Raw genomic sequence first — 12,684 nt, forward strand, 5'->3', positions numbered from 1 at the left:
CCTGGGAGAATCGGGGTCATGGAAAGCAGTGGCACGACGCGGCGCCAGGCCACCCGGCAGAGGCTCTACGAGGCGGCGGTGACCCTCATCGCCGAGAAGGGCTTCTCGACGACCACCGTCGACGAGATCGCCGAGCGGGCCGGGGTCGCCAAGGGCACGGTCTACTACAACTTCAAGAGCAAGACCGAGCTGTTCGAGGAGCTGCTCCGGCACGGCGTGGGGCTGCTCACCGCCTCGCTGCGGGCCGCCGCCGAGGAGTCCGCGGAGCGCGGTGGCACCCGGGTCGAGGCCCTGGACGCGATGATCCGGGCCGGGCTCGACTTCATCGACCGCTACCCGGCCTTCACCCAGCTGTACGTGGCCGAGCTCTGGCGCACCAACCGCGCCTGGCAGTCCACGCTGCTGGTGGTACGTCAGGAGGCCGTCGCGGTCGTCGAGGACGTGCTGCGGGAGGCGGTGCGCACGGGTGAGCTGAGCGAGGAGATCGACATCCCGCTGACGGCCGCCGCGCTGGTCGGGATGGTGCTGGTGGCGGCGCTGGACTGGCAGGCGTTCCAGCCGGAGCGCTCGATCGACGAGGTCCACTCGGCGCTGTCCCTGCTGCTGCACGGGCGGGTCAGCGGGCACTGAAACCGCCCGGGGCGTGCGGTACCGGAAAAGCCGAAGACGCCGGCCGCTGGAGTTCGCGTCCCCCGTGAACTCCATCGGACCGGCGTCTTCCGTGCTGCGGAAACCCGTTCCCCGTGACCCCGTATTCCCCCCGTGGTCCCCGGGCCTCCGCCGTGCACCCCCGTTGCGTCGGGGGAACCGCGCCGTTCCGCCGCCCCGTGCCGGCGGTCCTGGCGCAGCGCCCCTTCCGTGGTCATCACTCTGCCGTCCGCGCAGGTGGGGGCCTATCCGCGCAGCTACTCATCTGTGTCCCTAGGTACGGGTACTCAGGGCTGCGCGCCGGACCCCGTCCCGGGCGTGGCGAGGGGGTCGTTACGATCACCTGCGTGTCCGTAATCCCCCTGGTGTTCACAAGCGGCTGGGCGAGCGGGATCAACGCCTACGCGGTGGTCCTGTTGCTCGGCGTCTTCGGCGCGACCGGAGTGTCCGACGAAGTGCCCGCCGCACTCCAGCGCACCGATGTCCTGATCGTGGCCGGTGTGCTGTTCCTCTGCGAGGTGGTCGCGGACAAGATCCCCTATGTGGACTCGGTCTGGGACACGGCGCACACCGTGATCCGGCCGGTGGCCGGGGCGGTGGTGGCCGCGCTGCTGGCCGGGGAGAGCGGTTCGCTGCCGGAGCTGACGGCGGGGGCGATCGGCGGTTCCACCGCGCTGATGAGCCACCTGGTGAAGGCGGGCACGCGGATGGCCGTCAACACCTCCCCCGAGCCCTTCAGCAACATCGGGATCAGCATCGCCGAGGACCTCGGGGTCGCGGGGATCGTCACCTTCGCCATATTCAATCCGGTCGCGGCCGCGGTGATCGCCGGGGTTCTCCTGGTGCTCGGGATCGTCACAGTGATCTTCCTGGCCTCGCGCATCCGCCGCTTCCTGCGCCGCCGGGCACAGCGCCGCGAGGAGAAACGGCTGGCGGGAACGGGTGGCACCTGGCCTCCCGGCTGAGAGCCCGCCGAGTGTCCGCCATCCGGCCGAGGACACCCGGCGGGCCCTCAGCTGTCAGTGGTGGTCGCTAAAGTCGGCGGCATGGCACGAATTGCGGTGATCGGCGCCGGGACGGGCGCCATGGCGGCGGCGGCCCGGCTCGCCGTGGCGGGCAACAAGGTGACGGTGTACGAGCGCTCCGCGAGCTACGGCGGCTCGGTCGGCCGCCATGCGCACGAGGGCTTCGTCTTCGACACCGGTCCGGGACTGCTGCATCTGCCGGCCGTCCAGCGGGACCTCTTCGTGAAGACCGGCAAGGAGCCGCTGGAGCAGTGCGTCACGCTGACCCAGGTCGATCCGGCGAGCCGCCACGTCTTCGCCGACGGCACCGCGGTGTCCCTGCCCAACGCGTCCCGGGCCGGGGTGGCCGACGCCCTGGACCGTGCCCTCGGCGCGGGTGCCGGTGAGCGCTGGAGCGGCTTCATGGACCGGGCGCGGGACGCCTGGGACCGGTCGCGGCGGCCGTTGCTGGAGGAGCCGCTGCGGGCGGACCACCGGGTGCTGGCGCGCGACCCGTATCCGGCGCTGCGGCGGCGCCGTCTGCTGCGCGGGGCCCGGCAGGCGGGCACGGTCGCGGAGATCGGTGCGTGGGAGCTGGCCGACCCCCGTCTGGCCGCCCTGCTCGACGGGTACGCGCTCTCCTACGGTCTCGACCCGCGCACCGCCCCCGCGAGCTCGGCGCTCCTGCCGTACATGGAGCAGACCTTCGGCAGCTGGTACGTGATGGGCGGGGTACGGGAGCTGGCCCGGGCGGTGTACGAGCGGTGCCTGGCCCGGCGGGTGGAGTTCGTCTTCGGGGCCGAGGTGGTCCGGGTCGTGGAGAAGGACGGCCGGGCGGCGGGCGTGGAGCTGACGGGCGGTGAGGTCGCCGAGGCCGACCGGGTGGTGCTCGGGGTGCGGCCGCGCCCCGGTCTGGTGCCGGGTCAGCAGCTGTGGGGCGCGGACGACGTGGCGGTCAGGGAGGGTGCGGTGCCGGGGCGGTTCTCGGTGCTGCTGTCCTTGCGCGGGGCCCGGGAGGCGGACGCGGTGCACCGGACCGTGGTGCACAGCGCGGACGGGGCGGCGGAGCAGGAGGCGGTGTTCGGGGGCCGGGTCGCCGAGCACCCCACGGTGACGGTGCTGCGGCCCGACGACCCGGCGACCCGCCCGGACGCGGCGCACGAGGCGGTGACGCTCACGGCGACGGTGGCTCCGCAGGGCCCGGTCGACTGGAGGGACCCGGCGCTGCGGCAGCGGTTCGCGGACGTCCTGGTGGAGCGGGCGGGGGCAGCCGTTCCCGGGCTGCGGGAGCGCGTCCGGTGGACGGAGATCCGTACGCCGGCGGAGACCGAGGCCGAGACGGGGGCCGAGGGCGGTGCGGTGCCGCCGCCCGCGCTGGCCGGGGCCGGCGGCGCGCAGCTGCACCCGGGCAACCTCACCCGGCTGCCGGGGCTGTATCTCGCGGGCGGCTGGTCGCACCCGGGCGGCGGGCTCGCGCACGCCGGGATGTCGGGGACGCTGGTGGCCGGACTCATCGTGGAGGGGGACGACTTCCGCGGCTCCCGGTGAGCTGCTTCCGGTGAGCAACTTCTGGTGAGCGGCTCCAGGTGAGCGGAGGGGTGCCGTCCGGCATCTGCTCGCGCCCGGCGGCCGCCCCTGAGCCCCACTGCGATCCCGCGGCAATCCCGCTGCCGACGGAGCGATCCCTCGGCAGCGGTGCGGTTCTCAGTAGCGGTACTGCTCGTTCTGGCCGGTGTCGTAGCCGTTGCCGTACGGAGCGGGCTGCGCGGGCTGCTCCGGGGGCATCGGGGGGTAGTGCTCGGCGTCGCGCTGCTGCGGGACCCACACACCGCCGGGCGGGGTGTCGGTGCCGTAAGCCTCCGCGCCGTAGCTCTGGGCGTAGGGGTCGGCGTACTGCTGCTGGCCGCCCTGGCCGGCGTCGCCATTGCCGTAGCTGTCGTAACCGCCGTAGGAAGGGCTCGGGTTGGTGGTGCCGATGTACGGGTCGGAGTAGGCGGCGTAGCTCTGCTGCCCGGTGCCGTAGTCGTACGTTCCGGCGTAGGGGTCCTGGGCGGGCTGCTGGTCGTAGCCGGTGTAGGGGTCGTACGAGGCGTAGTGCGGCTGGGCCGGGGGGTCCGCCTCCTGGCCGGTGCCGTTGTCGTAGCCGGTGGCGCCGTACACGCCGTACTGGCCGGTGTCGTCGGGGAGCGGCTGCGGTTCGTGGACGGACTCCGCGGGCGGCGCGGCCGGGGGCTGGTCGTAGCCGGGGGCGGCGCCCTCCAGGTCCGACACCTCCAGGCCCGAGACCTCCAGCGTGGGTTCCTTCACGGCCGCGCGCTCGCCGCCCTTGCGGCGGCGGCTCTCCCCCGGGCTTCCCCCTATGGCCCAGCCGGTGGAGAAGCCGCGCCGGAAGGAGAGCGTGACGAAGGTCTGGCCGGTGGCGAAGGCGAGCGTCCCGATGACGATGACCGGGACGGAGGCCAGCAGCACGCCGACGACCACGCCGAGGAATCCGGCGAAGGCGAGGAGCCGCCACCGCAGTCGCGCCTTGTACTGAAGCAGTACCTCGCCCAGCAGCCAGAGCGCCACCAGGCCGAATGCGATGTAGAGGACCGTCCAGCCCACGCCCGCCCCCTCCTTCGGCCGCAGCCGCTCGGGGGGCGGGTACGGCCGGTCACGACTGCTTGTGCAGTCCGAGTTTCTCGTAGATTTCGAGCGTTGCCGTCGAGTTGTTGAGCGTGATGAAGTGCAGTCCGGGCACACCTTCGGACAGCAGCTCCGCGCAGAACTCCGTTGCGAACTCGATGCCAATGGAGCGTACAGCGGCCGGATCGTCCTTGGCTGCGAGGATGCGCTCTTTCAACGACGCGGGCACGGTCGCGTTGCTGAGCTGGGGGAACTTTTCCAATTGCTTCACGCTGGTGAGCGGCATGACCTCGGGGATCACGGGCGTTTCGCAACCCGCAGCGACCACCCGGTCACGCATCCGGAGATAGTCCGCCGGACGGAAGAACATCTGGGTGATCGCGTAATCCGCTCCGGCGCGGCACTTGTCGACGAAATGACCGATGTCGGTCTCCCAGTCGGTGGACCGGGGGTGCATTTCGGGGAATGCGGCGACGCCGACGCAGAAGTCCCCCGCTTCCTTGATGAGCCGGACGAGGTCGGCCGCGTACTTCACACCCTGCGGGTGCTCGATCCACTGGCCCATCGGGTCGCCCGGCGGGTCGCCGCGGACCGCGAGGATGTTCCTGATGCCCGCGTCGGCGTACTGCCCGACCATGTTGCGCAGCTCGGCGACCGAGTGGTTGACCGCGGTGAGGTGGGCGACCGGGGTGAGGGTGGAGTCGGCGGCGATCTCCTGGGTGGCCTTGACCGTCCCGGCGCGGGTCGATCCGCCGGCGCCGTAGGTCACGGAGACGAAGCTCGGCCGCACCGCCTCGACCCGGCGCAGCGCGTTCCAGAGGTTCCGCTCGCCCTTCTCGGTCTTGGGCGCCCAGAACTCGAAGGAGTACGAGGTCTTGCCGGTCGCGAGCAGGTCACGCACGGTACGGGCGTGGTCTGTCCTGGTGGAGGGGGTGCCGAGGGCCATAAGGCGAGATTAACCAGGGTGTGGACACTCACCCAACCAGAGCAGGGGACTTTGTCTTGTTTTGCCGGACTGTTGTCCACTCCTCGGACAATCGCCCCAGAGATTCCCTCGACGGAGGTGAGGGGACTTCAGTGCGCGCGGGCCCTGATCCGCTTCGCCAGATCGGCGGTGGCGGCGGCCGGGTCGTCGGCCTCGGTGATCGCCCGGACGACGACGATCCGGCGGGCCCCGGCGTCCAGTACCTGGTCCAGGTTGTCCGCGTCGATCCCGCCGATGGCGAACCAGGGGCGCGGCTGGTCGAGCGACGCGGCGTAGCGGACGAGGTCGAGGCCGGGGGCGTAACGGCCGGGCTTGGTGGGAGTGGGCCAGCAGGGGCCGGTGCAGAAGTAGTCCACGCCGTCCTGGGCGACGGCGGCGTCGACCTCGGACTCGGCGTGCGTGGAGCGGCCGATCACCCGGTCCGCGCCGATGATCGCGCGGGCCGCGGGGACCGGAAAGTCGCCCTGGCCGAGGTGCAGGACGTCCGCGCCGATGGCGTGGGCCACGTCCGCGCGGTCGTTCACCGCGAGCAGCTTGCCGTGCCGACGGCAGGCGTCCGCGAACACCGCGAGGTGCTCCAACTCCTCGGCGGCCTCCATGCCCTTGTCCCGGAGCTGGACGATGTCGACACCGGCGGTCAGCACGGCGTCCAGGAAGGCGGGGAGGTCCCCCTGCCGCTTGCGGGCGTCCGTGCACAGGTAGAGCCGGGCGTCGGACAGCTGCTCGCGAGGCGTGGGCATGGTGTGGCTCCCCCGTGGTCGTGGCGGGGGGGGGGGGGGGGGGGGGGGGGGGGGGGGGGAAAGGGGGGGGGGGGGGGGGGATGGGGGGGGGGGGGGGGGGGGGGGGGGTGGGCGCCCCCCCCCCCCCCCCCCCCCACCACTCTCTGTCGTGTCGGTCAGACGGCGAGCGCCTGGGCGCGGCGCTTCACCTCCGTACCGCGATTCTCGCTCAGGGCCTGCGCGGGGGTGCCGGGCAGGGTCGGGTCGGGGGTGAAGAGCCACTCCAGCATCTCTTCGTCGGAGAAGCCGTCGTCCCTCAGGAGGGTCAGGGTGCCGGAGAGGCCCTTGACCACCTTGTCGCCGTCGATGAAGGCGGCAGGCACCTGAAGCGTCCGGTTCTCACCACGGCGTACGGCGATGAGCTGGCCTTCCTTGACCAGCTGCCGTACACGCGTCACCTCGACATCGAGCATTTCCGCGATGTCGGGAAGGTGGAGCCAGGCGGGGACGAGAGCATCGGTCTTTGCGTCAATCTCGGTCACAGGGACAAGCGTGCCACCTGGGACTGACAGTCGGTAGCCGGGTCCGACCGTACGGGGGGCGGGCACGAGGGCCCCGGTCGTCACAGGGCAGCGGACTTGAGCGGTACGGCGGGGTCGGCGGCCCGCTCCGGGTCGAGGACGGCCCCCGACTCGATGAGCTTGCGGCCCTGGGCGAGGTCGCGCGGGCGGCCCACGGCGAGCACGGCGACCAGCGCGCCGTCGCGCAGCCAGCACACCGACCAGGCGGCCTCGGCCCCGTCCCCGCGCCACAGCAGGGTGTCGGCGTGCGCGTGGTGGCCCGCGTACTGCACGAAGCGGCCGAACTGCTCGGACCAGAAGTACGGGACGGGGTCGTAGACGGGCATCGGCTCGCCGTTCCCGGCGGCCAGGATCGCGGCGGCCACGGTGCGCGGGCCCTGGAGGGCGTTGTCCCAGTGGTGGACCAGCAGGCGTGCCCCGTAGCGGGCGGAGGGGAAGGAGGCGCAGTCGCCGACCGCGTACACATCGGGCAGCGAGGTGCGCAGCGCGCTGTCGGCGGTGACCGAGCCGTCCGGGCCGAGCGCGACCCCGGACCCGGCGAGCCAGCCCGTGGCGGGGCGGGCGCCGATGCCGACGACCACGGCCCCGGCGGGCAGGGACCGGCCGCCCGAGAGGACCACGGCCCCCTCCTCGACGCGGTCGACCCGGGCGCCGGTGAGGAGTTCGGCGCCGCTCTCCGTGTACCAGTCGGCCATGGGCGCGGCCACCTCGGCGGGCAGGGCGCCCGCGAGCGGACGGGCGGCGGCCTCGACGACGGTGACCGTGCAGCCTGCGGCGCGGGCGGCGGTGGCGAACTCCGCACCGATCCAGCCCGCGCCGACGACGACCACGTCGTGCTGCCGGTCCAGGACGGGCCGCAGCCGGGCGGCGTCGTCCAGGGTGCGCAGGAGATGGACGCCGGGCACGCCTTCGGCGCCGGGCAGGGTGACGGGCTCCGCGCCGGTCGCGAGGACCAGGACGTCGTAGGGGACGGGCCCCTCGACGGTGTCCAGGATGTGGTCGGCGGCGCGCAGGGCGGTGACGTCCAGACCGAGGCGCAGGGTGATGTCCAGGGCCTCGAAATCCACGTCGAAGGCGGAGTCCTCGGCCTTGCCGAGCAGGACCGCCTTGGACAGGGGCGGGCGGTCGTAGGGCTGGTGGGGCTCGGCGCCGATCAGGGTGACGGCTCCGGTGAAGCCCGCCTCCCGCAGGGCCACGGCGCTCTGCACCCCCGCCATGCCCGCTCCGACGACCACGACGTGGCGGGCCCGCTGCCGGGTCGTGTGGTGTTCCGTCTGCTCGCTCACACGTACCAGTGTATTCATCTGACGCAACGTCAGATAGCGACTTGCTCCACCACGCTCGTTCCGCCGCCCTCCTGGGACTCCCACTCCCAGCGCTCCTCCAGCCGCACCCTGCCGTCCGCGAGGTCGACGACGGTGGAGACGCAGTGGCCTGAGGATGTCGTTCCGTCCCGCTTGAGCTGGACGTAGCGGAAGTCGAGCGCGTCCCCGTCCCGGGTGCCGACGAGATGGCCGCGGACCACGTCGCCGCCCGCGTACTCGGCCCAGATCCGGCCGTCCCGCTCGTGGTAGGTGAAGCGGGTACGGGTGCCCACTTGGCCCGGGGCCTGGTCGGCCACGGGCGAGAGGACGAGTCCGTCGAGCGAACGGGCCACGGTGGCTGCTCCCTTGCTGGCGGCCTTACTGGCCATGGGCGGGTGGGTTTAGGGTGGCCAAGGTAGAACACTCGCGGGAGCCCGGACGCACCGGGCTGAGAGGGAGGCTGGACGGCCTCCGACCGTACGAACCTGATCCGGGTCATGCCGGCGAAGGGAGGGGCTGGACACCCATGCGCGTATCGGGGAAGACCTCCGGGTCCGACGGATCCGACGTCCTCGTCATCGGGGGCGGAATCATCGGCCTGGTCACCGCCTGGCGGGCCGCCCAGCGCGGTCTGCGGGTCACGGTGGCCGATCCCGGTCCGGGCGGCGGCGCCGCCCTGGTCGCGGCGGGCATGCTGGCCGCCGTCACCGAACTGCACTACGGCGAGGAGATGCTGCTCGGGCTCAACCTCGCCTCCGCCGCCCGCTATCCGGCGTTCGTGGCGGAGCTGGAGGAGGCGAGCGGCCGGGACACCGGCTTCCGCGCCTGCGGCACCCTCGCCGTCGCGCTGGACGCCGACGACCGCGCGCATCTGCGCGAACTGCACGCCCTCCAGGAGCGTTCGGGCCTGGAGTCGGTCTGGCTGAGCGGCCGCGAGTGCCGCCGCCTGGAGCCGATGCTGGCCCCGGGCGTCCGGGGCGGGCTGCGGGTCGACGGCGACCACCAGGTGGACCCCCGCCGCCTCGCCGCGGCGCTGCTGACCGCGTGCGAGCGGGCCGGGGTCGGCTTCCGCAGGGCGGCCGCCGAGCGGCTCACGGTGACCGGGGGCCGGGCCGCCGGGGCACTGCTCGACGACGGTACGGAGTTCGCGGCCGACCAGGTCGTGCTCGCCGCGGGCAGCCTCAGCGGCCGGCTCGCGGGGCTCCCGCCGGAGCTCGTGCCGCCGGTCCGCCCGGTCAAGGGCCAGGTCCTCCGGCTCACCGTGCCCCCGGCGTACGCCCCCTTCCTCAGCCGCACGGTGCGGGCCGTGGTCCGCGGCGGCCACCTCTATCTCGTACCGCGCGAGAACGGCGAGCTGGTCGTCGGCGCCACCAGCGAGGAGATGGGCTGGGACACCACGGTGACCGCGGGCGGGGTGTACGAGCTGCTGCGCGACGCCCACGAGCTGGTGCCCGGCATCACCGAGCTGCCGCTCACCGAGACCCGGGCCGGTCTGCGCCCCGCGTCGCCCGACAACGCGCCGCTGCTCGGCCCGACCGCCCTGCCCGGCCTCCTGTTCGCCACCGGCCACCACCGCAACGGGGTCCTGCTGACACCCGTCACCGGCGAGGCGCTGGCCGACGCCCTGACCACCGGCGAGCTGCCCGAGGTGGCCCGCCCCTTCTCCCCCTGCCGCTTCGCGCCCGCCGCCCCCGTACTCCAGGAGCAGCCCGTATGACCCAGCAGCCCACCGCACCGGAACCCGCCGCCACCGTGTCCGTCTCCGTCAACGGCGCGGCGCGTGCCGTTCCCGCAGGGACGGTTCTGGACGCCCTCGTGGCCACCCTCACCCCGGCCCGCTCGGGGGTCGCCGCCGCTGTCAACGAGAGCGTCGTCCCGCGCAGCCAGTGGGCCGCCACCCCGCTCGGCGAGGGCGACCGCGTCGAAGTGCTCACCGCCGTACAGGGAGGCTGACCGTGTCCGACGACGTCTTCGCGCTGGGACCGGCCGCCTTCGGCTCCCGGCTCATCATGGGCACCGGCGGGGCGCCCAGCCTGGAGGTCCTGGAACGCTCGCTGATCGCGTCCGGGACCGAGCTGACCACGGTCGCGATGCGCCGGCTCGACCCGACCGTGCAGGGCTCGGTCCTCTCGGTGCTGGAGCGGCTCTCCATCCAGGTCCTGCCGAACACCGCGGGCTGCTTCACCGCGGGCGAGGCCGTGCTGACCGCCCGGCTGGCCCGGGAGGCGCTCGGCACCGACTGGGTGAAGCTGGAGGTGGTGGCCGACGAGCGGACCCTGCTGCCCGACCCGATCGAGCTGCTGGACGCGGCGGAGATCCTGGTCGACGACGGGTTCACCGTGCTGCCCTACACCAACGACGACCCGGTCCTCGCCCGGAAGCTGGAGGACGTGGGGTGCGCGGCGATCATGCCGCTCGGCTCCCCCATCGGCTCCGGGCTCGGCATCCGCAACCCGCACAACTTCGAGCTGATCGTCGAGCGGGCCGGGGTGCCGGTGATCCTCGACGCGGGGGCCGGGACCGCCTCGGACGCGGCACAGGCCATGGAGCTGGGGTGCGCCGCCGTGATGCTCGCCTCGGCGGTGACCCGGGCCCAGGAGCCGGAGCTGATGGCGGGCGCGATGCGGCACGCGGTGGAGGGCGGGCGGCTCGCGTACCGGGCGGGCCGGATTCCGCGCCGCCACTTCGCCGAGGCCTCGTCACCCGCAAAAGGGCGGGCCGTGCTCGACCCGGAGCGCCCGGCGTTCTGAGGCCGTCGCCCGCTCCCCGCCCGGGGTCGTGTCCCGGTCACGGATCGGCTGCAGAACCGCCCCGGGGGTGCCCCGGACCGTCCGGAGTGTCGGCGGCGGCTCGTAGACTCTCCGGGTGGACACGACCCTCCAGGACCCTCTCGTGGGGCAGCTGCTCGACGGCCGGTATCGCATCGAGGCGCGCATCGCCGTCGGCGGGATGGCCACGGTCTACCGGGCCGTGGACACCCGCCTGGACCGGGTGCTCGCCCTCAAGGTGATGCACCCGGCGCTCGCCACCGACGTCTCGTTCGTCGAGCGCTTCATCCGTGAGGCCAAGTCGGTGGCCCGCCTCGCGCACCCCAATGTGGTCGCGGTCTTCGACCAGGGCGCCCAGGGCGCGTACGTCTACCTCGCGATGGAGTACGTCGCGGGCTGCACCCTGCGCGATGTGCTGCGCGAGCGGGGCGCCCTGAAGCCCCGGGCGGCCCTGGACATCCTGGAGCCGGTCCTCGCCGCGCTCGGCGCCGCGCACCGGGCGGGGTTCGTGCACCGGGACATGAAGCCGGAGAACGTCCTGATAGGGGACGACGGCCGGGTCAAGGTCGCCGACTTCGGCCTGGTCAGGGCGGTCGGCACGGCCACGGACACCACCGGTTCGCTGCTGGGCACGGTGTCGTATCTGGCCCCCGAACAGATCGAGCACGGCTCGGCCGACACCCGCAGTGACGTGTACGCCTGCGGGGTCGTGCTGTACGAGATGCTGACCGGCACCAAGCCGCACACCGGCGAGAACGCCGCCCAGGTGATCTACCAGCATCTGAACGCCGATGTCCCGGCCCCGTCCGCCGTCGTGCCGGGGCTCCCGGTGGCGCTGGACAGCCTGGTGGCGAGCGCGACCGCCCGCAATCCCGAGGTGCGCCCGCACGACGCGGTGCTGCTGCTGGCCGAGGCCCGGGAGGCCCGGGCCGCGCTGACCGACGCCGAGCTGGACGCCCTGCCGCCGCAGGCGCTGTCGGAGGCGCACGACGGCGCGGACGACCGTACGAGCGTGATCCCCCGGGCTCTCCCGGCGAGCGGCGACGGCACGGGCGACAGCGCCGGCGACGGCGTGCACCGCACGAGCCGTCTGGAGGCGCCCCCGCCGGGTCCCGCACAGCGGCGCGGGAGGGGCCGGCGCGGCCTCTTCGGCGGGCCGCACCGCAAGCTGATCGCCGTGCTCACCGCCGTCCTGCTGGCCCTGGGCGTCGGTGCGGGCGTCTGGTACATCAACTCCGGGCAGTTCACCCAGGTCCCCTCGCTGCTCGGCCAGACCCAGAAGACCGCCGAGCAGCGGCTCGCGGACTCCGGGCTCGGGCTGAAGGGCGTGGACCGGGTCTTCAGCGACACGGTCGAACGGGGCTCGGTCGTCAGCAGCGACCCCGCGTCGGGCGAGCGGATCCGGGGCAACGGCTCAGTGCGGCTGGTCGTCTCGCGCGGCCCGGAGATCGTGCGGGTGCCCGGTGTGGCGGGCAGCTCCCTCGCGGACGCCCGGCGTTCCCTGAAGCAGGTGGGCCTGATCCCCGGCATGGTGACCAGGGAGTTCAGCGAGGACGTCGCCCGGGGCGAGGTGATCCGCTCGGACCCGCGCGCGGGCACCGACCGCCGCCCCGACACGGCGGTGGCCCTCGTCGTCAGCAAGGGCAGCCCCGTCGACGTCCCGGACGTCACCGGGCTCCCGGTCGAGGACGCCACCGCCGAGCTGGAGGCCGAGGGGCTCAAGGCCGAGGTGCTGCCCGGCCGGGTCCACTCCTCCGAGGCCGCGGGCGACATCGCCGAGCAGTCCCCGGGCCGGGGCGCCGAGGCCGCCGAGGGCGACACGATCCAGCTGACCGTCTCCAAGGGCCCCCGGATGCTGGACGTCCCGGACGTCACCGGACGGGACGTCGACGAGGCACGGAGCACCCTGGAGGAGGCGGGCTTCGAAGTGAAGGTCGAGCGGCCGTTCCTCTCCTTCAGCGACACGGTCGCGCGCCAGTCCGTGGAGGGCGGCGAACAGGCCCCCGAGGGCTCCACCATCACGATCAGGACCAAGGGGCTGTAGGACGAC

The 12,684-nt window shown here is 73.5% G+C and carries 13 protein-coding genes and 1 riboswitch; of the genes, 7 read left to right on the forward strand and 6 right to left on the reverse strand.

Annotated features, from left to right (window positions below):
* Positions 1–18 precede the first annotated feature (18 nt).
* From ACZ5WC_RS01280 to ACZ5WC_RS01290, 3 genes are all read left to right on the forward strand, one after another.
* Entirely contained in the window at positions 19–630 is a 612-nt protein-coding gene (locus ACZ5WC_RS01280) for a TetR/AcrR family transcriptional regulator (protein WP_096629340.1), read from the forward strand.
* A 365-nt stretch (positions 631–995) separates the two neighbouring features.
* Entirely contained in the window at positions 996–1,613 is a 618-nt protein-coding gene (locus ACZ5WC_RS01285; protein ID WP_096629338.1) for a DUF4126 domain-containing protein, read from the forward strand.
* Between the two features lie 81 nt (positions 1,614–1,694).
* Positions 1,695–3,200 (forward strand): phytoene desaturase family protein, encoded by a 1,506-nt coding sequence (locus tag ACZ5WC_RS01290; RefSeq protein WP_468538806.1) that lies wholly within the window; start codon positions 1,695–1,697, stop codon positions 3,198–3,200.
* A gap of 156 nt (positions 3,201–3,356) precedes the next feature.
* On the opposite strand, the gene ACZ5WC_RS01295 is transcribed toward ACZ5WC_RS01290, so the two are convergent.
* The 6 genes from ACZ5WC_RS01295 to ACZ5WC_RS01320 all read right to left on the reverse strand — a co-directional run bounded on the left by ACZ5WC_RS01295 (position 3,357) and on the right by ACZ5WC_RS01320 (position 8,219).
* On the reverse strand, positions 3,357–4,256 hold the full coding sequence (locus ACZ5WC_RS01295; RefSeq protein ID WP_468538807.1) for a hypothetical protein: 900 nt from the start codon (positions 4,254–4,256) through the stop codon (positions 3,357–3,359).
* A gap of 49 nt (positions 4,257–4,305) precedes the next feature.
* Complete coding sequence (gene metF / locus ACZ5WC_RS01300; RefSeq protein WP_096629334.1) at positions 4,306–5,223, reverse strand: methylenetetrahydrofolate reductase [NAD(P)H]; 918 nt, start codon at positions 5,221–5,223, stop codon at positions 4,306–4,308.
* A gap of 128 nt (positions 5,224–5,351) precedes the next feature.
* Complete coding sequence (gene thiE, locus ACZ5WC_RS01305; protein ID WP_468538809.1) at positions 5,352–6,002, reverse strand: thiamine phosphate synthase; 651 nt, start codon at positions 6,000–6,002, stop codon at positions 5,352–5,354.
* A gap of 155 nt (positions 6,003–6,157) precedes the next feature.
* The gene (locus ACZ5WC_RS01310) at positions 6,158–6,523 is read right to left on the reverse strand and encodes an Rv2175c family DNA-binding protein (RefSeq protein ID WP_311119199.1); all 366 of its coding nucleotides are present in this window, start codon (positions 6,521–6,523) and stop codon (positions 6,158–6,160) included.
* Positions 6,524–6,603: 80 nt separating this feature from the next.
* Positions 6,604–7,848, reverse strand: a complete 1,245-nt coding sequence (locus ACZ5WC_RS01315) for an NAD(P)/FAD-dependent oxidoreductase (RefSeq protein ID WP_468538811.1) — start codon at positions 7,846–7,848, stop codon at positions 6,604–6,606.
* 29 nt (positions 7,849–7,877) lie between these two features.
* Positions 7,878–8,219 (reverse strand): avidin-fold protein, encoded by a 342-nt coding sequence (locus ACZ5WC_RS01320; RefSeq protein ID WP_468539387.1) that lies wholly within the window; start codon positions 8,217–8,219, stop codon positions 7,878–7,880.
* Between the two features lie 63 nt (positions 8,220–8,282).
* Positions 8,283–8,395, forward strand: a riboswitch (TPP riboswitch).
* Between ACZ5WC_RS01320 and thiO the strand changes: the two genes are divergently transcribed.
* The 4 genes from thiO (at position 8,393) to pknB (ending at position 12,678) form a co-directional block, all read left to right on the forward strand.
* A complete protein-coding gene (thiO, locus tag ACZ5WC_RS01325) occupies positions 8,393–9,583 on the forward strand; it encodes a glycine oxidase ThiO (RefSeq protein ID WP_468538813.1) in 1,191 nt (396 codons plus the stop codon). Its footprint overlaps the riboswitch before it by 3 nt.
* Positions 9,580–9,819, forward strand: a complete 240-nt coding sequence (thiS, locus tag ACZ5WC_RS01330) for a sulfur carrier protein ThiS (RefSeq protein ID WP_468538814.1) — start codon at positions 9,580–9,582, stop codon at positions 9,817–9,819. Before thiO ends, thiS begins: the two co-directional genes overlap by 4 nt.
* Before the next feature lie 2 nt (positions 9,820–9,821).
* Positions 9,822–10,616: a thiazole synthase gene (locus ACZ5WC_RS01335; RefSeq protein WP_468538816.1), complete on the forward strand. Its 795-nt coding sequence runs from the start codon at positions 9,822–9,824 to the stop codon at positions 10,614–10,616.
* Between the two features lie 115 nt (positions 10,617–10,731).
* Complete coding sequence (gene pknB, locus ACZ5WC_RS01340) at positions 10,732–12,678, forward strand: Stk1 family PASTA domain-containing Ser/Thr kinase (protein ID WP_468538818.1); 1,947 nt, start codon at positions 10,732–10,734, stop codon at positions 12,676–12,678.
* Positions 12,679–12,684: the final 6 nt, after the last annotated feature.

It is taken from the genome of Streptomyces sp. NPDC033165, from assembly GCF_055577965.1.